Genomic DNA, 22,194 nt, shown 5'->3' with positions numbered 1-22,194 from the left:
CGGGCCTGAAACGACAAACGGCACCGGATCCACATCCGGTGCCGTTTTTTTATGGGGTGATGCCGCGCCGCCTACTCTGACAACCGCAGCCCTGCCGCCGTTTATCGCGGGCGCCGGTCCTAATTCCTGCCGCCGAAGATACCCGTTATCACTTTCTTAAGCACGTTCTCAGCCTCCTTATCGAGCCGCTTCACGTCTCTTTCGATCTGTTCCGCCAGATCCCGCAGGGTGTCGTTTCCTCTGCGCTGCTTGTTCTGGTTGTTGTCTTGTGCCACTTGCGGGGCTGTTGGCTGTTTCGCAGGCACATCCATTGGCAACGGCGCTGGCACGTGCCCGTCAAGCACGCGGATCATTGTTTCGCGCCAGATCTCTGCGGGCAGCCCCCCCCCTGTCACGCCGGTCAGCTTGGAGTTGTCATCGTAGCCCATCCAGACGCCGATCACATAATCGGAGTTGAACCCGATATACCACGCATCCCGCGCCCCTTGGGTGGTACCGGTTTTGCCCGCGTTCTCAACCCCTTCTATGCGGGACCGTCCACCGGTTCCGTTCTCGACAACCTGATTCATCATATAGATCAACTGGCGCGCGGCCTTGGGCGAAATCACCTGCTTGGGGTCTTCGTCTGTTTTCACGAACAGCGGTTTGGTATCACCCTGAAGGGTCAGTTCCTCAATCCCGTAGGGTTCCACCGCGACGCCCTGATTGAGAATACCCGCATAGGCCCCCGTCATTTCCAGCAAAGTCGATTCCGAAGCGCCCAGCGCCATCGCCGGACCGTTGGACAGTTCGTTCTGGATACCAAAACCGCGGGCGGTTTCGCGCACCCGTTCCAGCCCGACCGCAACGGCGACTTTCACCGCCACAGTGTTGATCGACTTGGACAGAGCCGTTGTCAGTGAAATTTCTCCAAGGTGGTTCTTGGTGTAGTTCTTTGGCGTATACGGCCCTGAACCGGGCACGTTGATCGTAAAGCGTTCATCCACAACGCGGGTATCCCAACGCCAACCATCCTGTAGCGCTGTGGCATAGACAAACGGCTTGAACGAAGAGCCGGTCTGCCGGATCGCCTGTGTTGCGCGGTTGAATTCTCCTGCGTTGCCGGATTTTTTGCCGCCGACAATGGCCCGCACCGCCCCGTCCGGCGACAGCACAACAATCGCCGCCTGCGCCTTGGAGCCTTCACGGACCTTGGTTTCAAACACATTGGTCAGCGCGTCCTCTGCTGCCTTTTGCACCCTTTTGTCAAAGGTGGTGCGGATTACCAGATCTTCGGTGCTGTCCTTAAGGATAAATTCCGGCCCGCTCTCCATGATCCAGTCTGCGAAATAGCCGCCGGCCCGTGCCTTGGCCACTTCGGACAGTTGTGCCGGATTTGCATGGGCCTGTGCTGCTTCCTGATCGGTCAGATACCCCTGATCCTTCATCAGGTCGATAATCAGATCCGCACGGTCCTGCGCCCGACCGATATTGCGGGTCGGCGCATTGGCCGAAGGCGCCTTAAGCAACCCTGCCAGCATCGCGGCTTCCGGCACGCTCACCTCGGCGGCGGATTTGCTGAAATAGCGCTGGCTGGCGGCCTCGAAACCGTGGCTGCCCGCCCCGAGATACGCGCGGTTCAGATAAATCGTCATGATCTCGTCTTTGGTGTATTTGATCTCCATTGCCAGCGACATGGGGACTTCTTTCAACTTGCGCTCGATCGAGCCGAGTTCCGAGAAAAACACCCGTTTGGCCACCTGTTGCGTGATGGTAGAGCCGCCGTGCCCCTTCAAAGGGTGACGCCCTTCGCGCATATTTGTGCGGATGGCCCCCAGAATCCCGCGCGGCGACAGACCAAAGTGGCTGTAGAACCGCTTGTCCTCGGTGGCGATCACCGCATTGCGCAGTTGCGGCGCAACGGATTTGGCATGCACCAGCCCGCCGAACTGATCACCGCGCCATGCAAAGACCGTGCCGGTGTCATCTTCCAGCGTCACCGACCCTTTTTGCCGGTCGTCCATCAGCGCCGTCGCATCCGGCAGCTTTGCGTAGTAATACATCGTGGTCGTGCCAACGATGATCCCAAGCACCACCGCCACGCGGAAGGTAATCCACCAGATGATCCGCAAAATGCCCCCAACAACCCATTTCACAGCCCGTGTGAAGATGTTTCCGGTCGGCTTCTTGCGCGGGGATTTGCCTTTGGGTTTTGACTTGCGGAAGGACGGCATCAGACCCTTGAGCAGCCCAGAGCTTGCCCCGGATGCCTTGCGCGGCTTTGCCTTTGCAGAATTGTAATTCCGTTTGGGCGCCGCAAGGGGCCGCCGTTTTCCATTATCAGCCATAACCGCTCGTGCCTGTTTTTAGGTCGTTCCCTGCAAGATAGTGCGGATGGGCAGGTTTGTGGAGGGCTTAGAGCCCCCCTTATCCAGATTCTTTTTCGCCTAAATTTCGGTCAGACCCTGTGTCACGGTTAAATTTTAGGCAAGTTTCGCTTTTTCTGCACTGCAGAAACCGGCCAAACTTGTCTCGATCCACCGCAACCGCCTTTTTTGTTTCAACGGCCGGGCAATCCGGTTGGCAAAACCTAAGAGGGACAGATGAAGCTAATCATAGCGACAATTAAACCTTTCAAACTGGAAGAAGTCCGCACCGCGCTGACGGATATTGGCGTGAAAGGGATGATGGTCACCGAGATCAAAGGCTACGGCGTTCAATCCGGCCACACAGAAATCTATCGCGGCGCGGAATACGCCATTAACTATGTGCCTAAAATGAAACTGGAAATTGTCGTCACGGCGGATATGGCCGAACAGGCGGTCAGCGCCATCGAGGACAGCGCCAGAACCGGCAAGATCGGTGACGGCAAGATTTTCGTACTGGATGTGGAACAGGCGGTTCGCGTGCGCACCGGCGAAACTGGTGAGGACGCGGTTTAAGCGCCGCATGATTAGGAAGAACGAGGAAAAATCATGACATACCCCCTGAAAACCCCGCTGCTGGCACTGGCGGCGACCACCCTGCCGGTGGCCGCTCTGGCGCAGGACAGCACCCCCGCCGCCGTTCCCGCAGAGGTCGGCTTCATCCTGACTACGCTTCTGTTCCTGATCGGCGGCTTTCTGGTGTTCTTTATGGCCGCCGGTTTTGCCATGCTGGAGGCCGGGCTTGTGCGGTCCAAGAACGTGACCATGCAGTTAACCAAGAATATGGGCCTCTTCGGTCTGGCCTGTATCTTTTACTACCTGATCGGCTTTAACCTGATGTATCCGGGCGACGCCTGGATTGTGCCGAATGTGATCGGGGCCATCAGCCCCACAGCCTTAGACGCCGTCGGGCTGGCAGCCGCGGATGCCGACCTATCCTATGCCTCTGTCGGTTCGGACTTTTTCTTTCAATTGATGTTCTGTGCGGCAACCGCCTCTATCGTTTCGGGCGCATTGGCCGAGCGGGTCAAGCTGTGGCCGTTCCTGATCTTCGTTGTCATCCTGACCGCCGTAATCTATCCGGTTCAGGCATCGTGGAAATGGGGCGCAGGCTTTCTGGATCAGGCGGGTTTCCTTGATTTCGCCGGCTCAACCGTAGTGCATTCGGTCGGCGGCTGGGCGGCTTTGACCGGCGCCATCATCCTTGGCCCGCGCATCGGCAAATACCGTAATGGTCGTGTGTCCCCGATGCTGGGCTCCAACCTGACGCTGGCCACACTTGGCACATTTATCCTCTGGCTTGGCTGGTTCGGTTTCAACGGCGGTTCGCAGCTGGCGATGGGTACGGTCGGAGACGTGGCCGATGTGTCCCGTATCTTTGTAAACACGAACGCAGCCGCAGCCGGTGGTGTGGTTACGGCTTTGATCCTGACGCAGATTTTATATAAAAAACCTGACCTCACCATGATCCTGAACGGTGCTCTGGCCGGTCTGGTATCCATCACAGCCGAGCCGCTGACCCCCTCTATCGGTGCTGCAACGCTGATCGGTGCAATGGGGGGCGTGATCGTGGTCATCGTGGTTCCCCTGCTCGACAAATTCCGCATCGACGATGTGGTTGGCGCCATTCCGGTACACCTCGTCGCTGGTATCTGGGGCACGATTGCGGTGGTGTTCACCAACAACGAGGCCTCACTTGGCGCACAGCTTTACGGGATCATCACAGTTGCTATCTTCGTGATCGTCACCTCCGCTGTGGTCTGGTTCATCCTGAAGGCGGTCATGGGCATCCGGGTCTCGCAGGAAGCCGAAGTGACCGGACTCGACATGAGCGAGCTGGGCATGGAAGCCTACCCTGAGTTCACACAGAACTGACGCCGCGCCACAACGCAAATAGAAACGCCGGGCCTTCGGGTCCGGCTTTTTCGTTTTCGGGGCTGGTCAGACGCGGCTTTTCCCGCCACCCTGCTGGAAAAACCGACGAAAGGATCAGAAATGACCGCCCAACAGAAGATCGCCCCCGCAAATATGGACCACTGGGACGCCCGCGTAGATCTGGCCGCTGCTTTCCGCTGGACCGAGCGGCTGAACTTTCACGAGGCCGTGGCCAACCATTTTTCCTATGCTGTGAATGACGACGGGACACAGTTCCTGATGAACCCCAACCAGATGCATTTCGCGCGGATCAAGGCGAGCGACCTTCTGCTGCTCGATGCTAACGACCCCGATGTCTTGTCCCGCCCCGGCGCACCGGACCCGACGGCTTGGGGCCTGCATGGTGCGCTGCACCGCCACTGCCCCCACGCCCGCTGCGCCATGCACGTCCATTCGGTCCATGCAACAGTGCTCGCCAGTCTGAAAGACAGCCGCCTGTTGCCCATCGACCAGAACACCGCCACATTCTTCAACCGCTATGTGATTGACGACAATTACGGCGGGTTGGCCTTTGAAGAGGAAGGCGAACGCTGTGCCCAACTGTTCAGCGATCCAAAGGTCAAGGTGATGATCATGGGCAATCACGGCGTAATGATTATCGGCGACACGGTCGCGGACACGTTCAACCGGCTGTATTATTTCGAACGCTCTGCGGAAACCTATATTCGCGCGTTGCAAACCGGACGGGAACTGCGGGTGCTTTCCGACGAAATCGCAGAAAAAACCGCGCGGGAACTGGAGGACTATCCCGAACAGGCAGACCGCCATCTGGCAGAGTTGAAACTGATCCTCGACGAAGAAGGCTCTTCCTACGCAAGCTAGTCCGGTGCGCCCCGCCCCGCCCCCCCGCGCAAAGCCCGCGGGGAGGTGGAAAACTCGATGCGGAACGCCCGTGTCATGGCGGTTGCATCACGATAACCGCAGCGCACGGCAATCTCTGCGATGCCCAGTTCCGTGTCCTGCACCAGATTGCGGGCAACCACCATACGCTGACGCCGGTAAACCTGTCGCGGCGTTGCGCCAAGCGCAGCCTTCATCCGCGCCTCCAGCGTTTTTTGCGACACAGCCAGCCGCCGCGCCAGATCCTTGACAGACAGCGGGTGTTCCACATGGGCCTGCATCAAATCAAGCGCCCGTCCCACCAGACGATCCCGCGCCCGTCCAAAACCGCTCTCGGCGCGGGCATCCGACATAAACAAAGTCGCCACATCCTGACGCAATGCCTCTCCGTGTTGAGAGGCGATCAGATGCATCGCCAGATCAAAAGCCGCAATCGCCCCCGTGCAGGTGATCCGGTTGCCGTCTATCACGTAACGTTCCCGCAGCACCTCTGTATCGGAGAAGGTTTCGGCAAACGCATCCAGTTCTTCCCAGTGGATCGTTGCCCGCCGCCCCTGCAACAGCCCCGCCACCGCCATGAGCCACGCGCCCGTGTCAAAACCCGCGATCGTGTCGAATCGCCCTGCCGCCGCCCGCAACCCCGCCCGCGTGGCGGCTCCGGTGTGGCTGTGATGGGCATAGCTTGGCATCACGAACAGCATATCCCCGTCATTGCCCTCCAAACGTCCGCGCGGTGTGATTTGCAGCCCGCTGGAGCTGGTCACTGGCGCCCCGTCGAGCGACAGGAACCGCCACTCAAACAGGGACGCACCCGCAAGATCATTGGTCGCGCGCAGCGGTTCGATGGCATTGGCGAGACAATGGTTCGAGAAGTGATCAAATAAAAGCACCCCGACCCGCAGCCCGCCAGAGGATGATTTTTTCCAATCCGGCATGATCAAGGCATACTTGTGCAAGGTCTGCTTTGGCAAGAGCCATAGGCTCGGGGGAACATCAAAAGGATTCCGACATGCAATACGGCCTGACCGAAGAACAGGAAATGATCGCTTCCACCGTGCGATCTTTTGTTGAGAAAGAGATCTACCCCCATGAGGAACTGGTCGAGCGCACAGGCGAAGTGCCCACGGAAATTGCCGATGAGATCAAGCGCAAGACGCTGGAACTGGGGTTTTACGGCTGCAACTTTCCCGAAGAAGTAGGCGGTGCCGGACTGAACCACCGGGAATTTGCGCTGGTGGAACGGGAACTGGGGCGTGGTTCTATGGCGCTGAACCATTTCTTTGGCCGTCCGCAAAATATCCTGATGGCCTGTAACGCCGAACAGCGCGAACGCTATCTGATGCCCGCCATGCGCGGGGAACGGATGGACGCGCTGGCGATGACGGAACCGGGCGCCGGTTCGGATGTACGCGGAATGAAATGCTCGGCCGTGCGCGATGGTGGCGACTGGGTAGTAAACGGCACCAAACACTTTATCTCCGGTGCGGATCACGCAGATTTCATCATCGTCTTTATCGCCACGGGCGAAGACGACACGCCCAAAGGCCCGAAGAAACGGATCACCACGTTTCTGGTGGATCGTGGCACACCGGGCTTTACCATCCGCGACGGTTATAAATCCGTGTCCCATCGCGGCTACAAGAATATGATCCTTGAATTCGACGACTGCCGCCTGCCCGACGCGCAGGTGCTGGGAGAGGTAGACGGCGGCTTTGCGGTGATGAACGAATGGCTCTACGCCACGCGGATTACTGTCGCGACCATGTCCGTGGGCCGCGCGCGCCGCGTCTTTGACTACGCACTGTCCTACGCCGCCGAGCGGGAACAGTTTGGCCAGCCCATCGGCAAGTTTCAGGGCGTCAGCTTTCAGATCGCTGACATGATTACCGAAATCGACGCAGCAGACCTGTTGACCCTCGCCGCGGCGGACCGGCTGGACAAGGGCCTGCCCGCGAACCGAGAGATTGCCAGCGCAAAGCTCTACGCCTCTGAAATGCTGTCCCGCGTCACGGATGCGGCGATCCAGATCCACGGCGGCATGGGCTTGATGGACGACTATCCGCTGGAACGCTTCTGGCGTGATGCCCGCGTAGAACGGATCTGGGACGGTACATCCGAAATCCAGCGTCACATCATCAGCCGCGAGCTTTTGCGCGCATTGGGCGCGTAGGTCATGCGCTCCTCGCGGGGATATTTAAAGCCAGAAGAAAGGCGCGGCGGGGTGGAAACAGCCCTCTGCGCCGTAAACAGCGGCAGAGGGCCTTCTCCTGGCGCGGTCATCGGCTTCCCAGCCTGTACCGCACAACTGTTAAAACTGATTCCCGTTAACAAATCCTTGCTTCTTCTGGCAGAAAATATCCCCGCCGGAGGCTGGAACCCTTTTTCCCGAGACTGCTGAAGCCATGACCCTGCAAAGACTCTTTTCCCCGAAATCCATTGCCATCATCGGTGGCGGCGCCTGGTGCGAAGCGGTGGCAGATCAGGCACAACGCTTGGGATTTGACGGGGCGATCCATCCGGTGCACCCCAAGGGCAAGCCCCTTGGAAACCTGCCCGCTTTTACCAGCCTTCAGGATCTGCCAGAGCCGCCGGACGCCTGTTTCATCGGGGTGAACCGGCATGCAACGCTCGACGTTGTAGCGGAACTGTCTGCTATGGGGGCCGGTGGCGCCATCTGCTTTGCCTCGGGATTTTCCGAAGCCGATCACGAAGACGCAGCCGGTTCTGATTTGCAGGCGCAACTGGTTGCGGCGGCGGGCCGGATGCCGGTGTTGGGGCCAAACTGTTACGGGATGATCAACTATCTTGAGTCTGCGATCCTGTGGCCTGACCAGCATGGCGGGGCGCAGGTGGACAGCGGGGTGGCCATTGTCATGCAATCCTCCAACATGGCCATAAACATCACCATGCAGCAACGGGGTCTGCCAATCGCGGCTGTGGTCTGTGCGGGAAATCAGGCGCAGACCGGCATGGCGGAAATCGGTGCGCATTTTCTGGAAGATCCGCGCATTACGGCCCTTGGGCTGCATATTGAAGGGTTTAACGACATCCGCGCCTATGAAGCTTTGTCGCGAAAGGCGGCAGAACTGGGCAAACCGATTGTAGCGCTAAAAGTGGGGAAGTCGGATCAGGCGAAAGCCGCCACCATTTCCCACACGGCATCTGTCGCGGGGGGAGACGCGGGGGCGACGGCCCTGTTGCGGCGTCTTAACATTGCGCGGGTGGACAGCCTGCCGACCTTTCTTGAAACCCTGAAACTGCTTCATTTTGCAGGCCCGCTGCCCTCTGGCGAGATCGCCTCGATCAGTTGTTCGGGCGGCGAGGCGAGCCTTGCAGCGGATACCGCACATGGCACGCCGGTCAGCTTTCCGCCCCTCACAGACAGTCAGAGCCGCAACCTGCGCGACGCGCTGGGCCCGATGGTGGCTTTGGCAAATCCGCTGGATTATCACACCTATATCTGGCGCAACACAGAGGCGATGGCCAGCGCATGGGCCGCGATGATGGAACCCCATCTGGCGCTGACCCTGTTGGTGGTGGATTTTCCCCGCGCCGACAAATGCTCCGATGCGGATTGGGATTGCGCCATAGATGCCGCCGGACTGGCCAAAACCCGCAGCGGTGGTGTTGTGGCTATGGTGACGACCCTGCCGGAAAACCTGTCGGAAACCATCGCCGCGCGGCTTGTGGCCAAAGGCGTTATCCCGATGTTGGGTCTGCGCGAAACCATCGAAGCGGTGGCAGCGGCCTCGGGCTTTGGCGCTTTGTCGGAACAGCCGGTCCTGTTGCCCCCTGCCAGCGGTCCGGCCGAGGTGACAAGCGAGGCCGCAGCCAAAACCGCGCTTCACGCCCACGGATTGCGCATCCCCAAATCCGCGCAGGCCACCTCCCCCGTTCAGGCTGCGCAGATGGCAGGGGAAATCGGTTTTCCTGTCGTGCTCAAAGGGGTGGGCATCGCCCATAAATCAGAGGCCGGAGCAGTGGCGTTGAACCTACAACAGTCGGAGGCCGTGGAAGCCGCAGCCGCAGCGATGCCTTGTGCGCAGTTTCTGGTTGAAGAGATGATTACAGGCACCGTGGCGGAATTGCTGGTCGGTGTGGTCAAGGATCCGGCCCACGGATTTGTTCTGACTTTGGGGGCTGGCGGGGTGCTGACCGAACTGCTGGAAGACAGCGTGTCCCTGTTGGTCCCCTCCACCCGCGCAGAAATTGCAGCGGCGCTTGCCACACTTAAAATCAGCAAATTGCTGAACGGGTTCCGCAATGCCCCTGCTGCCCATTTGCCTGCTATTCTGGACGCCATAGAAGCGGTTCAGAACTACGTCCTTGCCAATGCGGACGGCTTGGAAGAAGTTGAAATCAATCCGTTGATCTGCACCCCCACCGATGCCATTGCAGCAGACGCCCTGCTGCGACGGCAGGCCGGTGCGCGTGCGACCAACACGTCACAGACACACACAAACGAGAAGGCCCTGACATGACAGACCCGATAAAAACCCGCCGCGAGGGCGGCATTCTGGAGGTGACACTGGACCGCCCCAAGGCCAATGCCATTGATCTGGCCACCAGCCGCATCATGGGCGAGGTCTTTGCAGATTTCCGCGACGATCCGGAACTGCGGGTGGCCATTGTCACCGGCGGCGGCGAAAAATTCTTCTGCCCCGGCTGGGACCTGAAAGCCGCCGCGGACGGGGACGCGGTTGACGGGGATTACGGCGTGGGCGGTTTTGGCGGCTTGCAGGAATTGCGCGGGCTGAACAAGCCTGTGATCGCGGCTGTGAACGGCATATGCTGTGGCGGCGGGCTGGAACTGGCGCTGTCGGCGGATATTATTCTGGCGGCGGACCATGCCTCTTTCGCGCTGCCTGAAATCCGTTCCGGCACGGTTGCCGATGCGGCGAGCATCAAGCTGCCCAAGCGCATCCCCTATCACATCGCAATGGAAATGCTGCTGACGGGGCGCTGGCTCGATGCCGAGGAAGCGCACCGCTGGGGGTTTGTGAACCAGATCCATTCCGGCGCGGATCTGCTGGACAAGGCTTGGGACATGGCGCGGATGCTCGAAACCGGACCGCCACTGGTTTACGCGGCGATCAAGGAAGTCGTGCGCGATGCCGAGGACAGCAAGTTTCAGGACGCCATGAACCGGATCACCCAGCGCCAGCTTGAATCCGTGGACCGGCTTTATTCCTCCGAAGACCAGCTGGAAGGTGCCCGCGCCTTTGCCGAAGGGCGTGATCCGGTCTGGAAGGGCCGTTAGCCCCGCTATCGTTTCACACTAGCACAGGACAGACCACCCGGAATTCATTTCAGAAATAAAGGAAACACCATGCTTACCGATAAAGGCCAGAACGATGCAGAAGCCCATTTGCGCGCATTGGATCAGCGCCACACGCTCCACCCGTGGACCCATTTCGACAGTTTCGAAAAGGAAGGCGCGATGGTCGTTGAGAGCGGCGAAGGCTGTTATCTGAAAGATGCCAACGGCAAATCCTATCTGGATGCTGTGGGCGGCATGTGGTGTACCAATATCGGGTTGGGCCGCAAGGAGATGGCACAGACCATTGCCGAGCAGGTTGAAAAGCTGGCCTATTCCTCGACCTTTGTGGATATGACCAACGGGCCGAGTGCACTGCTGGCGGAAAAGCTGGCCAGTCTGACTCCGGGTGATCTGAACCGGATGCACTTTACCACCGGCGGTTCTACGGCGGTGGATTCGGCCTATCGTCTGGTGGGGTTCTACAACTACTGTCGTGGCAAGCCCGAAAAGACCCATATCATCGCGCGGGATCAGGCCTATCACGGGTCCACCTTTGTCACCATGTCCATCGGCAACAAGGCCGCCGACAAAGTGACAGAGTTCCAGTACCTGCGCGACGGCATCCACCATATCTCGGCACCGCATTTCTACCGTGCCGAGGGCAATCCCACCGAAGAGGAATTTACCGACCAGTTGATCGCTGAGTTTGAAGCCAAAATCGCAGAGATCGGCGCGGATAAGGTTGCCGCCTTCTTTGCCGAACCGATTCAGGCGTCGGGTGGGGTGCTTGTGCCCCCCAAGGGCTATCTGAAACGGATGTGGGAGGTTTGTCAGAAGCACGACATCCTGTTCCTCGCGGATGAGGTCGTGACCGCTTTTGGACGGTTGGGGCATTTCTTTGCGATTGAGGATGAATTCGATGTGGTGCCGGACATCATCACTACGGCCAAGGGGCTGTCCTCGGGCTATCTGCCTATGGGCGCGATGATCTATTCGGATCGTATCCATGATGTGATCTCCAAGGGCGACGAAAACCGCTGGTTCACCAGTGGTTATACCTATAGCGGCCATCCGGTTTGTTGTGCTGCCGCGCTGAAAAACATCGAGATCATGGAACGCGAAAACCTGCTGCAAAATGCAGCCGATGTGGGCACATATTTCGAGGAACAGCTCAACACGCTGAACGACCTTGAAATCGTTGGAAACGTGCGCGGACGCAAGCTGATGATGTGTGTGGAGAATGTGAAGAACAAGGCCACAAAAGAACTCTTCCCTGACGAAGTGGACATCGGCAAACGCATTGCAACCACCGCCGAGAGCCTTGGCCTGCTGGTGCGCCCGATCGGTCATCTGAACGTAATGTCGCCCCCCCTGACCCTGACACGCAAGGACGTGGATTTTCTGGTAAAGACCTTGCGCACCTCGATCGAAAAGGTCACAAAACAGCTTCGCGAAGAGGGACATTTCTGACATTTTCGCTTGCGTTGAACCGGATTCCAACGTTCCATTAGCCCCAAGCACAAGGGACAGAATGCGAAGTGATTACAAACCGATGAACCAAGGCTGTATCGCATGAGCCAGCTTGCCAAATGGCGCCGCTCGGAGGAAGCCTCGGGCTGGCTGCTGGTCAGTCCGACTCTGGTCTATTCCATCCTGCTGCTGGCCGCACCGCTTGCAATGGTTATCGCGCTCAGTTTCTGGACTCAGGACTATCTGGATCTTGATAAAACCTTCACGTTGAAAAATTATATCGAGGCGTGGTCCGAGCCGATCTACCAGACACTGATGGCTCGGTCCCTGAAGATTTCCGCGTTCGTCACGGCGCTGACGATCCTGCTGGCCTTTCCGGTCGCCTATTACGTCAGCTTTTACGTCCCGCAAAAGCGCAAACCGCTGTGGATCTTCCTGATTACCATTCCGTTCTGGACCAGTTACCTGATGCGGATTTTTCTGTGGAAGGTGATCCTCGGGTACAACGGTGTGATCAACGGCTCGCTGCTGGGGATTGGGGTGATCGAACAGCCGCTGTCCTTTATTCTTTATAACCAGAATGCAGTGGTGGTGACGCTGGCCCATGCATGGGTGCCTTTCGCCATCCTGCCGATCTTTGTCGCGCTGGAAAAAATCGACCGCTCCCTGCTGGAAGCAGCCGAAGATCTGGGCGACGGTCCGCTGCGCCGGTTCATCCGAGTCACCCTGCCACTGGCGATGCCGGGCGTAGTGGCGGCAACTGTCATCGTCTTTATCCCCACCATCGGGGATTACGTCACGCCGCGGCTGGTGGGCGGCCCGAACGGATTGATGATTTCCAACATGATCGAATTACAGTTCAAAAAGGCCAATAACGCCCCGCTTGGCGCGGCGCTGGCCCTGTCTGCCATGTTCCTTGTATCGGTGATCTCCCTGATCTTCGTCTGGTTGAACCGCAAATATCTGGTGGGGCAGAAATGAAGTCTGGGAAGTGGTTCAAGCTCTATATCGGGGTGTTTCTGGTGTTTCTCTACGCCCCTGCCCTGCTGTTGCCGATCTTTGCCTTTAACGACAGTTCGATTGTCTCTTTTCCCCTCAAAGGCTTCACGCTGAACTGGTTTAATGTGCTGTGGGAAACCGAAGCCCTGCACACCGCCACGAAGAACAGCCTGTTGATTGCTGTCAGCACGGCGATCATCGCGACGAGCCTTGGTATTCTGGCGGCGCGGGCCTCCTCGCGCTACAAGTTTCGCGGACAAAAGGCAGTGATGGGGTTCATCATGATCCCGCTGGTGCTGCCCGAGATTATCGTCGGTGTGTCCCTGCTGGTGGTGATCTTGCAAATGGGGTTTGATCTGTCGCTCTGGACCATTGTGCTGGGGCATGTGCTGATCTGTACGCCGTTTTGTGTGGCGATCCTGTCGTCGGCATTCCTCAACCTTGACCAGAGCCTTGAGGAAGCCTCATTCGATCTGGGGCGGAGCAAACTGGCCACCTTCTGGCTGGTGACAATGCCGCTGGTGCTACCCGGTGTGGTGTCCTCGATGCTGATCTCTTTCACCATATCGTTGGACGAATTCATCATCGCCTTCTTTCTGGCCGGAACCGAACCCACGCTGCCGGTCTATATCTGGGGACAACTGCGGTTTCCGCAAAAACTGCCCAGCCTGATGGCCCTTGGCACGATCCTGCTGATCCTGTCACTGACCCTGCTGGCCACAGCCGAATATTTCCGCCGCCGTAGCGCAAGAAAAACAGGCATTGAAGATGCCGGAGGATTCCTATGACCGACCCGATCATCCGCCTGAGCGGTATCGACAAATTCTACGGCGACTTTCAGGCGCTACATGATGTGAACGCGGAAATCCGCACGGGCGAGTTTTTCTCCCTGCTCGGGCCTTCGGGATGCGGCAAGACAACCCTGCTGCGCACCATCGCCGGATTTGAGGATGTCACGGCGGGTCATGTGGAAATTGCCGGACAGTCGATGGACAATGTGCCCGCAAACCGCCGCCCCACCAATATGGTGTTCCAAAGCTATGCCATCTTTCCCCATATGTCGGTGGCCGAAAATGTCGCCTACGGGTTGAAGGCGCGCAAGATGCCCAAGGACCAGATCGCAACCGAGGTGGCCACTGCGCTGAAACAGGTCGGGCTGGAGGGATACGGCGAGCGGGCCTCTCATGCCATGTCCGGCGGGCAGAGACAGCGCGTGGCGCTTGCCCGTGCGCTGGTGCTGAAGCCCAAGGTGCTGCTGCTGGACGAACCGCTGTCCGCGCTCGACAAGAAGATGCGCGAACAGATGCAATCCGAACTGCGCCACCTGCAACGGGCAGTCGGGATCACATTTATTCTAGTGACACATGATCAGGAAGAAGCGCTGACCATGTCCGACCGCATCGCGGTGATGTTTGAGGGGCGGATCGGGCAGCTTGCCTCGCCGCAGGATCTTTACCGCCGCCCTGTGAACCGCAAGGTGGCTGAATTTATCGGCGTGATGAACTTCCTTGATGTATCCGTCAGCGATGGCACCGGCGACACCTTTGACTGTGACATCGCGGGGCTTGGCAAAGTCACCATTCCCGCCGAACAAGCCCCGGGCGGCGTCGATGCCAGCGTGACCGCAGGGGTGCGGCCGGAGATGCTGACGATCCTGTCCGGCGAAAACGCACACTCCGAACGGGAGGCATCCGGCATCGTAGAGGATGTCTATTACTACGGGGATATGACCTATTATGATGTAAAGCTGGACGGCGTAGACCACCCTGTCACAATATCCATGCGCAACACTGCCGGACGTTCTGTTCTGTCCCGTCAGGACCGCGCCCGCGTCGGCTGGGGCGCGGAGTCTGTGCTGCTGCTGAAGTGAGCCGTCTGTAACAGACTGCCGTCCGGCCTGTGCAATCGGTCTGTCCCGCGAATAGCCCTGTTACACAAAGTAGCACATCGTTTTGAATGTGGTGAAAAGCCTGTCCTCCACCGCTGCAACCGGCTCGGGCCAATGGGCCTGCCCGACAGAACGCTTCAAATAGAATGCAGAGGGACGCGCGGATCTGCTGGCCCCGTTCAGGCTTTTCAAGGCAGAAATCCGTGATTGCCGCACATTCATCTCAATTTGTTTGCAGTTCATGATCTTTCCTTCAGGATTTGTTTACTGAAACAAATTTACGATAAATATCCGCACCGCGCCCGTTGGGAAGGGAATAGGACACTATCTACTTTGCGCTTCTATCCTATCAATTCGTATATAATTTTATCGAAATAGCCCCAGTGTCGGGCGCACCAAAGGCGCAATCTGCAAATTTGGCCCACACAACCGGGAACATCCGTCGAATCATCTGACCTGCGGACATAAAAAAAGGGCGCCCGACCGAGCGCCCTTTGTGGTTTTTCGCCTTCGCAATTTAGAAACCGGCTTTGATCTTCTCAAATTCTGCGATCATCTTTTCGCGCAGTTGCTGGTCCATCGGGATTTGCGCCAGAATTGGCACGTCGATCTCTCCCAGACCGGCCCCTTCCAGCGTTTCGGTCCCAAGCGTAGCCATCTGCGCTTCGTTGCCGCTGCCATAGCCCCACTCGTTCACGATATACTGGGTGGTTTCAGGTGACAGCCATGTGTTGAAGAAATCATACATCAGCGCTTCGTCGTTCGGACCGTCCTTCAGGTTCACATATCCACAGAACCATGTGGAAGAGCCTTCTTTGGTCGCGCGGTTAGCCTCAACAGGAATACCCTCCCCTGCCAGCGTTGTCGGGGTCTCGTTCCAGGCCCAGGCCACGATAACTTCGCCGCTGGTCATCAACTGACCCAGCTCTGCGCCGTCCGCCCAATAAGCTCGAACCATCGGATGCACCGCCCGCAGCCATTCATTGGCCTTGGCGAAATCCTCATCAGTGGCTTTGGACCAATCCTGTGTACCTGTCGCCAGATAAGCGAGCGCATAGACGTCATCCACATTGTCGGGCAGGGAAATACGGCCTGCGTATTTCGGGTCCTTGAACACTTCCAACGTATTCATCGCCGCCGGGTCCACCAGATCGCTGCGATAGGTCAAAGCCGTTGTGCCCCAATCCGAAGGGATCAGGTAATACTCGCCGTCAAACTTGAACGCCTCTTTCATACCGGCGTTCACTTCATCCCAACGTTCCACTCTGGAAGGGTCGATGGGTTCGATCAAACCGGCATCCAGCCATTTGGAAACGGACTGGCTACAGGGATGGGACACATCGGCCTTAAAGCCGGACCGCAACTTCTGAAAGGCCTCTTCTTCTTCACCAAAGAAGGAAAAGGTTGGCGGTCCGCCGTGTTTTTCAATGTAGCTTTGCAGAAAGCCTTCATCTTCGTAGCCGGACCAGTCCAGCACGACCAGTTCTTGCGCACCAGCCGCAGCGGCTGCGAGGAATCCGGACAGAATGGTCCCTGTCATCAGCATATTAAGCTTCATGTTATCTCCCATTAGGTTAATAAGCGCTGAATCGTTGTCCAAGCGCCATGTTGGTCCCAAAACTCTAGTCCAGCGCCGTGCCATGGTCCACAGATTTGCCCCTGCTGCGGGGCAGTTTTCCGGTCACGCCTGCCTGAAATCTGTCGTCCCTGAACCGATCCCTTGCGGCAAGCTATCCTCTGGGTTGTGCTACCGCCCCCGATCCACCCAACCTAGACAGGTCCTTGGCGTGAATAGTGTCTGACACAAGGGGCCTATCAGATTCCCTGCAGTTGAAAGCCCATGGGTCGAGGTCACGCGTTTCGTCCTTTACAAAAGTTTACATTTTGTAAAGTTTAGCTTTACGAAAAACCCCGTATTTCCGCCCTCAGCGGTTCTTGAAACGCTCCGGTTTTGGGCCGTTTTTTGCAATTATTGTCGACTCAGGGTCGATTCTTGGCAAAAGTGAATTTTTAATTGCAAAACCGACCTTCCCGATAAGTCGGCCAGTTTCGTGACAAGTTTGCACCGTTTTTTGCAGGTTTCCCATAGGTTTTTCCGGACTCTGTACCAGTGTTAACAACAATGCGTCACAAACACGCCACAATATTTAAGAATACTACCACAAGATGAAACCAATCCCTGACGCTTGGTAGAAACCTGGGAGCGCGTCTTGTGAACAAGAAAGACATGGTGGGGCCAATGAAGATTCTCGCGGTTGATGACGACGAAATCATCCTGGAGCTATTGAAAGAAGTTGTGGGTGCGGCTGGTTTTCCTGATATTACTCTGGTGACTTCGGGGGCTGAGGCCCTGAAAACGATCCAGAATAGTCCGACCCGCTTTGACTGTTTCCTTCTGGATATCCAGATGCCGGAAATGGACGGGATCGAACTGTGCAACCATATACGCAAATTCCCTGCATACCGCTCTGCGCCGATCCTGATGATCACCGCAATGGCGGACCGGCAGTATATCGACCGCGCCTTCGCAGCGGGTGCATCGGATTACGTTACCAAACCCTTTGACGTTCTGGAACTGGGCACCCGTGTGAACCTTGCCGCGCGTCTGGTGCAGGAACATGCCGCAGCCGAAGACAAGAGCTTTGCACTGGAAGCCCTGCGCGACCAGATCGAGACGAAGAACTCTGTCGCTATGTCCGAAGAAATCCGCATCGAAGGCGTTGCCGGTGTGATCGGAAAACTGGCGTTTGAAAACTACCTGCTGCAACTGACACGGGGCGGTCTGTTCGGATCGTGCATCGTGGCCTTTCAGGTGGCGAATATCTCGACCATTCACCAGCACAGCTCTGGCAGCGATTTTGCCAATACCATCATCGACATTGCCGAAGCGATCTCTGACAACCTGCGCCGCAGCGAGTTTTTCCTCAGCTATCGGGGCAACGGCCAGTTCGTCGCCATCTGCCACAAGGTTGTGATGGACACATTCAACGATCTGCCCGGCGAGATTGCCATGTCGATCCGCGATATGGAGCTGGTTTATGACAATGGTGCGAAAATGGATGTGCAACTGGTCATGGGGCAGCCCGTCAAATGCGGCTTCTTCAGCAGCAAGAGCACGCTTGAGCCGCTGTATAAGGCGGTAGACGCCGCCGAAGCTGCGGCCCGCTCCATGCGCCGTCATCCCGGCAACAGCGGCTGGTCCAGCAAAATTGACACCATTCGCAACCGACTGAAACATCCCTCGACCAAAAATGTGTCAAAACTTGAAATGGGCTTTTGATGAACGTTGCATTGTCTGACAAGCTGCTGGAAATCCGCGGAAAATTCGTAAGCAGCCTGCCCGAGCGAAAGGAGCGCCTGACGGCGCTCCACGAAAAGCTGACGGCGGGGACCTGCACAGCGAGCGACATGGACGAGCTGCGGTTTATCGTGCATAAAATTCACGGTCTGGCAGGGACATTGGGCTTTGCCACACTGGGCAGTTTTGCTGCCAATCTGGAAAAAGAAGTGAACACCGCCATCGAAAAAGGTGGCTACAGCAGCACGCTATGCGACGGTGTCACAACCCTGAGCGGCCACGTACAGGACGCAATCGACGCCTGAGACGGCCGCCTAAGCCTGCCGCCTGATCCAGACGCCTTTTTATAATTGATACCCTTGGGGGACACAGCACGCTAGCGTGCCTGTGCCTCCCAGATCGCGCGGATTTCATCGGCCAGTGTTGTCGGGTCGAACGGCTTTACAATCACCGCAACAGCCCCTTGATCCAGCAGAGCCTGCTTTTCCTTCTGATGGGCCTTGGCCGTCATAAACACCGCCGGCACCTGATCCAGCGCAGGATTTTTACGCAGTTCGCGCAGGGTTTCCTCGCCGCCGATCACAGGCATCATTACATCAAGCAGAATAAGGTCCGGTGCGTATTCTTCAGCGATCGCGATAGCATCATGGCCCGAAGCGCATTGATGCACATCCAACCCGCCGATCATTTCCAACGCAATTTTAGCTATTTCCCGGATATCCGCGTCATCTTCGACGTGGAGGATTTTTTCAAAGACGGCCATCGTAATGTATTCTCTAAGATAAGGTGAGCTTGTTTTTCATGGTATCCATGATCTCTGCAAGGATTTTTTCGTTTGTAACGCGGGATTTCAGCATGACAGAGGAAATATTCTCATCCTTCAGGTCGGTGCTTTCATCGCCGGAGAAAACGATAATCGGCATTTTACTGCAACTGTCGTGCTTGAGCGTCTTCAAAAGCTCAAGCCCGTTCCCGTCCGGCAGGTTCAGGTCCAGCAGCATCAGATCATAGCTTTTGGCGTCGAGCTTTCCTCGTGCCGAGTCTAGGGTCGGGGCGGCATCCACATCCGCCGCATCCGCCATGATGTTCTTCACAACCTCCCGCGTGCCCGCGTCGTCCTCCACGTGCAGGATACGCGGGCGAAGGGTGGTGGTCTCCGTGGTTACGGTCTGTAACAAAGTGATCAGCTCATGGCTGTTGGGAGGCTTGCGGAACAGCCCCTTTAGGTTGTCTGGCAAAGGTTCCCGCATTTCGATCTGGCTGCCGGTGATGATTACAACCGGCAAATCGGCGTGCTCATCCGTGTTGCGCAGATCTTGCAACAGGTCCAGCCCGTTGCCGTCAGGCAGCGTCAGGTCCAGAGTCATGGCGTCGAAATCCATGTGGTTCAGACGCTCCCGCGCGGTGGAAACATCCGGCGAAATGGTGACGTTGAAGCCTTCAAACTCCAGCAGGTTCTTCAGGGTAAGCGCAAGATCACGGTCGTCCTCACACACAAGAATCTGCGGCAAGGCAGGGGAAAGCGTACTGGCGGGCAGCAGTTTGACCGCTTCGAGCAGTTCCAGTTCAAACCAGAAGTCGGTGCCCACATCCGGAACACTGCGGAATTTCAATTCGCCGCCATGTTGTTCCACGATCATCTTGGAGATGCTCAACCCCAGTCCGGTGCCGCCTTTTTTGCGCACATCAGACGAATCCGCCTGCGTGAACTTGTCAAAAATCGTTGGCTGGGCTTCCAGCGGAATACCGGCACCCTGATCCGAAACGGTCACACGCAAGCGGCTTTCGACTGCTTCAAGCTTAATATCCACCGTGCTGCCGCTGTTCGAGAATTTCGCCGCGTTGGACATGAGGTTCGCCATAACCTGCAACAAACGCCCTGCATCGCCGTGGGTATAGACCGGAACCTCGGGGGCGGTGGCGGTAAAGGTAATGTCCAACTCCTCGCCGTAGGATTTGTTGGCTTCCAGCGCATCCTGCAAAAGCTGGGTCATGTCCAGCCGCTCCATCTGGAAATCCATCTTGCCCGCTTCGATTTTTTCGATGTCCAGAATATCGTTGATCAAACGGACCAATCGTTCGCAGTTATTATAGGCGATTTCGATCATGGCTTTGGGCTTGTCCGGCAAGACCCCCATCGCGCCGGTGCGCACCAGACCGAGCGACCCTTTGATAGAGGTCAGTGGCGTACGCAATTCGTGGCTGACGGTGGCCACAAATTCCGATTTCGCCTTGTCCGCAGCTTTTGTTTTGGTCAGGTCGCGGATGATCGCGAGGAAATAGGGCCGGTGGTATCTCGGCTCGATATACTGGAGATTCACCTCAACCGGCATGATTGATCCGTTGGCAAGGACATGCTGCGTCTCATAGACCTGGGAAGAGACTTCGCCGCTCATCAACTGGTCGAGACGCTTTTGCAGCACCTTGCGTGTTAGCGTGGTATTGGTGTCGAGCGGGCCATGGTTAATGAAGTCATCAAACGTCTTATCTGCGCGACGCAAAGCTTCTTCGTTGCCATAGAAATAACGCAGGGTTTCGGGCCAGAACATATGAACCGAGTCGGAACTAAGATCGAGCGCGGTCTTGAACCGCCGGATTTCCCGCTCCGCAGTTGCCCGTTCCGTGATGTCACGGACAATCGCGACGAAACGCTCTCCCTGATCGTCCATCCGCAGCTTTTGAATGGTCACTTCGGTAGGGCGGCGGTGCAATGTGCGGCGTTCAAATGTAATGGCGGTCTTCTTGCCCTCGCGCAGCGGCGCAACGCGTTTTTCAAAACTGTCGCGGTCGAACTGTTCGTCGTCATCCGCAGGCGACCTGCCGCGATATTCGTTTTCATTCCACCCGACCGCACGCAAGGCCGCCTTGTTGAGATAGGTATATTCCAGCGACTGGGAGTCCATGATGTAGACTTCGTATTCGGCCAGATCGAGAACGGTGCGCATATTGGCGACTTCGCGTTTGGAGCGCGCAGCCTCGGTTACGTCACGGATTATCGCCACATAACGCGGGTTTTCATTTGGCGGGGTCACATACTGGAGCGTGATCTCGATGACGCGCTTGCCCGCAGGCATCTCAAAGCTGGCCTGACCCGTGCGCGTATGTTTCAGGGATTCCAGCAGTTTTTCAAACGGCGCCCGTTTGATCGGGATGTAAACGTCAAAAACAGTCTTCGCGCGATAATCCAGTTCCGACCAGCCGTTCTGTTCCCGTGCCGCTTTGTTCATGTAAACCAGCTGAAGCGTGTCGGGCCAGAACATCGCCACTTCGTCCTTCAGCAGATCCAGCGAAGAGGTAAGCTGCCGTTTCGCCTCGGCCATCTTGTTTGCGGTGACATCGGTGCGGATAGAGGTGGTGTTGACGTAATTGCCGTTGGAATCAAAAAACGGAACCATCGTCGCCTGCGCCCAGAAAAAATTGCCATTCTTCTTTCTGGTGGGGATTTCGCCGGACCACGGCTCTTTGCGATCCAGCGCCCGCAGCAGGTCTTTCATCGTTTCGTCAAGTTTGCGCTCTGCCCAGAGAACCTTGACCTCTTTCCCGATGATTTCCTCTTCGGTATAGCCGGTCACTTTTTTGAAGTTCTCATTCACATAGGTGATGATCCCTTCGTTGTTGGCAATGCTGACAATGGCGTGGTGATCCATTGCCTGTTTCTGGAATTCCAGTTCGGCACCCTGTGCGATAATCTTGTGACGGCGATGGCGCAGCAGGTGGATGTTGCGGATGGTCACAGCCACCAGCGCCAGAAGAAGCGACATGAACAGCATAGAGCCGGAAATGACGTACCAGTAATATTCCGCAATAAACTGCGCCAGAAGGCTGCTTTCAGGGCCGGCAACAGGCTGCGCGGCAAGGACATTTGGCACGAGGGACAGGAAAATGGCGGCACAGACCATAGATTTCCGAAAACACAGTCCGCCAAAACTGCGCACTGTAATTGCGAATTGGTTTTTAGCCATAATTTAGCCTGCCTGCATTATTTTCGGTCATTCTGGCACCATTCGTCCTAGGGTAGAAAGGCACAGCAACGCGATTTTTTCGACAAACTAGCATACTCCGCACTTTGCCCAAACAGCTATATACACAAATGCGGTTT

Annotated in this window: 18 protein-coding genes; 12 read left to right on the top strand and 6 right to left on the bottom strand. The window is 57.1% G+C overall.

The window, feature by feature from the left end; all coding sequences use genetic code 11:
- Positions 1-119: 119 nt before the first annotated feature.
- On the bottom strand, positions 120-2,327 hold the full coding sequence (locus tag BFV97_RS02155; protein WP_069298662.1) for a transglycosylase domain-containing protein: 2,208 nt from the start codon (positions 2,325-2,327) through the stop codon (positions 120-122).
- 255 nt (positions 2,328-2,582) lie between these two features.
- Between BFV97_RS02155 and BFV97_RS02150 the strand changes: the two genes are divergently transcribed.
- From BFV97_RS02150 to BFV97_RS02140, 3 genes are all read left to right on the top strand, one after another.
- On the top strand, positions 2,583-2,921 hold the full coding sequence (locus BFV97_RS02150; RefSeq protein WP_069298661.1) for a P-II family nitrogen regulator: 339 nt from the start codon (positions 2,583-2,585) through the stop codon (positions 2,919-2,921).
- Positions 2,922-2,954: 33 nt separating this feature from the next.
- Positions 2,955-4,280 (top strand): ammonium transporter, encoded by a 1,326-nt coding sequence (locus BFV97_RS02145; protein WP_083225460.1) that lies wholly within the window; start codon positions 2,955-2,957, stop codon positions 4,278-4,280.
- Between the two features lie 120 nt (positions 4,281-4,400).
- Positions 4,401-5,162: a class II aldolase and adducin N-terminal domain-containing protein gene (locus tag BFV97_RS02140; RefSeq protein ID WP_069298660.1), complete on the top strand. Its 762-nt coding sequence runs from the start codon at positions 4,401-4,403 to the stop codon at positions 5,160-5,162.
- Here the strand turns inward: BFV97_RS02140 and BFV97_RS02135 are convergent.
- Positions 5,159-6,115 carry a GlxA family transcriptional regulator gene (locus tag BFV97_RS02135; RefSeq protein WP_069298659.1) on the bottom strand — a complete coding sequence of 319 codons (957 nt, stop codon included), beginning with the start codon at positions 6,113-6,115 and terminating at the stop codon, positions 5,159-5,161. The two genes, BFV97_RS02140 and BFV97_RS02135, sit on opposite strands and share 4 nt — an antisense overlap.
- Before the next feature lie 74 nt (positions 6,116-6,189).
- On the opposite strand from BFV97_RS02135, the gene BFV97_RS02130 reads away from it, so the two are divergent.
- The 7 genes from BFV97_RS02130 to BFV97_RS02100 all read left to right on the top strand — a co-directional run bounded on the left by BFV97_RS02130 (position 6,190) and on the right by BFV97_RS02100 (position 14,779).
- A complete protein-coding gene (locus BFV97_RS02130; RefSeq protein WP_069298658.1) occupies positions 6,190-7,350 on the top strand; it encodes an acyl-CoA dehydrogenase family protein in 1,161 nt (386 codons plus the stop codon).
- Between the two features lie 232 nt (positions 7,351-7,582).
- The gene (locus BFV97_RS02125) at positions 7,583-9,661 is read left to right on the top strand and encodes an acetate--CoA ligase family protein (RefSeq protein ID WP_069298657.1); all 2,079 of its coding nucleotides are present in this window, start codon (positions 7,583-7,585) and stop codon (positions 9,659-9,661) included.
- Positions 9,658-10,440, top strand: a complete 783-nt coding sequence (locus BFV97_RS02120) for a carnitinyl-CoA dehydratase (RefSeq protein ID WP_069298656.1) — start codon at positions 9,658-9,660, stop codon at positions 10,438-10,440. Before BFV97_RS02125 ends, BFV97_RS02120 begins: the two co-directional genes overlap by 4 nt.
- 69 nt (positions 10,441-10,509) lie before the next feature.
- Entirely contained in the window at positions 10,510-11,910 is a 1,401-nt protein-coding gene (locus BFV97_RS02115) for an aminotransferase (RefSeq protein WP_069298655.1), read from the top strand.
- A 102-nt stretch (positions 11,911-12,012) separates the two neighbouring features.
- Positions 12,013-12,891, top strand: coding sequence for an ABC transporter permease (locus tag BFV97_RS02110; RefSeq protein ID WP_069298654.1), 879 nt, complete (start codon positions 12,013-12,015; stop codon positions 12,889-12,891).
- The gene (locus tag BFV97_RS02105) at positions 12,888-13,697 is read left to right on the top strand and encodes an ABC transporter permease (protein ID WP_069298653.1); all 810 of its coding nucleotides are present in this window, start codon (positions 12,888-12,890) and stop codon (positions 13,695-13,697) included. Before BFV97_RS02110 ends, BFV97_RS02105 begins: the two co-directional genes overlap by 4 nt.
- On the top strand, positions 13,694-14,779 hold the full coding sequence (locus BFV97_RS02100; RefSeq protein WP_069298652.1) for an ABC transporter ATP-binding protein: 1,086 nt from the start codon (positions 13,694-13,696) through the stop codon (positions 14,777-14,779). The genes BFV97_RS02105 and BFV97_RS02100 overlap by 4 nt, the downstream gene beginning before the upstream one ends.
- A 60-nt stretch (positions 14,780-14,839) precedes the next feature.
- Here BFV97_RS02100 and BFV97_RS02095 read toward each other — a convergent pair whose 3' ends face one another.
- Together BFV97_RS02095 and BFV97_RS02090 are read right to left on the bottom strand one after the other, a co-directional pair.
- Positions 14,840-15,040 (bottom strand): hypothetical protein, encoded by a 201-nt coding sequence (locus BFV97_RS02095; protein ID WP_069298651.1) that lies wholly within the window; start codon positions 15,038-15,040, stop codon positions 14,840-14,842.
- A gap of 274 nt (positions 15,041-15,314) precedes the next feature.
- Positions 15,315-16,355 carry an extracellular solute-binding protein gene (locus BFV97_RS02090; protein WP_069298650.1) on the bottom strand — a complete coding sequence of 347 codons (1,041 nt, stop codon included), beginning with the start codon at positions 16,353-16,355 and terminating at the stop codon, positions 15,315-15,317.
- 654 nt (positions 16,356-17,009) lie between these two features.
- Here BFV97_RS02090 and BFV97_RS02085 point away from each other — a divergent pair.
- Positions 17,010-18,077 (top strand): response regulator, encoded by a 1,068-nt coding sequence (locus tag BFV97_RS02085; RefSeq protein WP_157888253.1) that lies wholly within the window; start codon positions 17,010-17,012, stop codon positions 18,075-18,077.
- Positions 18,077-18,400 (top strand): Hpt domain-containing protein, encoded by a 324-nt coding sequence (locus tag BFV97_RS02080; protein ID WP_069298648.1) that lies wholly within the window; start codon positions 18,077-18,079, stop codon positions 18,398-18,400. Before BFV97_RS02085 ends, BFV97_RS02080 begins: the two co-directional genes overlap by 1 nt.
- Before the next feature lie 71 nt (positions 18,401-18,471).
- Here BFV97_RS02080 and BFV97_RS02075 read toward each other — a convergent pair whose 3' ends face one another.
- Positions 18,472-18,858 carry a response regulator gene (locus tag BFV97_RS02075; protein WP_069298647.1) on the bottom strand — a complete coding sequence of 129 codons (387 nt, stop codon included), beginning with the start codon at positions 18,856-18,858 and terminating at the stop codon, positions 18,472-18,474.
- 13 nt (positions 18,859-18,871) lie between these two features.
- Positions 18,872-22,057: a PAS domain S-box protein gene (locus BFV97_RS02070; RefSeq protein ID WP_069298646.1), complete on the bottom strand. Its 3,186-nt coding sequence runs from the start codon at positions 22,055-22,057 to the stop codon at positions 18,872-18,874.
- Between the last annotated feature and the right edge of the window lie 137 nt (positions 22,058-22,194).

The sequence above is a fragment of the Neptunicoccus sediminis genome, assembly GCF_001719615.1.
Taxonomy (GTDB): domain Bacteria; phylum Pseudomonadota; class Alphaproteobacteria; order Rhodobacterales; family Rhodobacteraceae; genus Amylibacter; species Amylibacter sediminis.
Note: the sequence above shows the minus strand (reverse complement) of the source record. Positions and strands in the feature narration are given on the sequence as shown.

Bases quoted from the DNA above. Each gene is read 5' to 3' on its own strand.
- BFV97_RS02130 (WP_069298658.1), top strand. From the start codon at position 6,190: ATGCAATACGGCCTGACCGAAGAACAGGAAATGATCGCTTCCACCGTG.
- BFV97_RS02090 (WP_069298650.1), bottom strand. From the start codon at position 16,355: ATGAAGCTTAATATGCTGATGACAGGGACCATTCTGTCCGGATTCCTC.
- BFV97_RS02095 (WP_069298651.1), bottom strand. From the start codon at position 15,040: ATGAACTGCAAACAAATTGAGATGAATGTGCGGCAATCACGGATTTCT.
- BFV97_RS02070 (WP_069298646.1), bottom strand. From the start codon at position 22,057: ATGGCTAAAAACCAATTCGCAATTACAGTGCGCAGTTTTGGCGGACTG.
- BFV97_RS02105 (WP_069298653.1), top strand. From the start codon at position 12,888: ATGAAGTCTGGGAAGTGGTTCAAGCTCTATATCGGGGTGTTTCTGGTG.
- BFV97_RS02155 (WP_069298662.1), bottom strand. From the start codon at position 2,327: ATGGCTGATAATGGAAAACGGCGGCCCCTTGCGGCGCCCAAACGGAAT.
- BFV97_RS02135 (WP_069298659.1), bottom strand. From the start codon at position 6,115: ATGCCGGATTGGAAAAAATCATCCTCTGGCGGGCTGCGGGTCGGGGTG.
- BFV97_RS02110 (WP_069298654.1), top strand. From the start codon at position 12,013: ATGAGCCAGCTTGCCAAATGGCGCCGCTCGGAGGAAGCCTCGGGCTGG.
- BFV97_RS02140 (WP_069298660.1), top strand. From the start codon at position 4,401: ATGACCGCCCAACAGAAGATCGCCCCCGCAAATATGGACCACTGGGAC.
- BFV97_RS02115 (WP_069298655.1), top strand. From the start codon at position 10,510: ATGCTTACCGATAAAGGCCAGAACGATGCAGAAGCCCATTTGCGCGCA.
- BFV97_RS02080 (WP_069298648.1), top strand. From the start codon at position 18,077: ATGAACGTTGCATTGTCTGACAAGCTGCTGGAAATCCGCGGAAAATTC.
- BFV97_RS02075 (WP_069298647.1), bottom strand. From the start codon at position 18,858: ATGGCCGTCTTTGAAAAAATCCTCCACGTCGAAGATGACGCGGATATC.
- BFV97_RS02100 (WP_069298652.1), top strand. From the start codon at position 13,694: ATGACCGACCCGATCATCCGCCTGAGCGGTATCGACAAATTCTACGGC.
- BFV97_RS02120 (WP_069298656.1), top strand. From the start codon at position 9,658: ATGACAGACCCGATAAAAACCCGCCGCGAGGGCGGCATTCTGGAGGTG.
- BFV97_RS02145 (WP_083225460.1), top strand. From the start codon at position 2,955: ATGACATACCCCCTGAAAACCCCGCTGCTGGCACTGGCGGCGACCACC.
- BFV97_RS02125 (WP_069298657.1), top strand. From the start codon at position 7,583: ATGACCCTGCAAAGACTCTTTTCCCCGAAATCCATTGCCATCATCGGT.
- BFV97_RS02150 (WP_069298661.1), top strand. From the start codon at position 2,583: ATGAAGCTAATCATAGCGACAATTAAACCTTTCAAACTGGAAGAAGTC.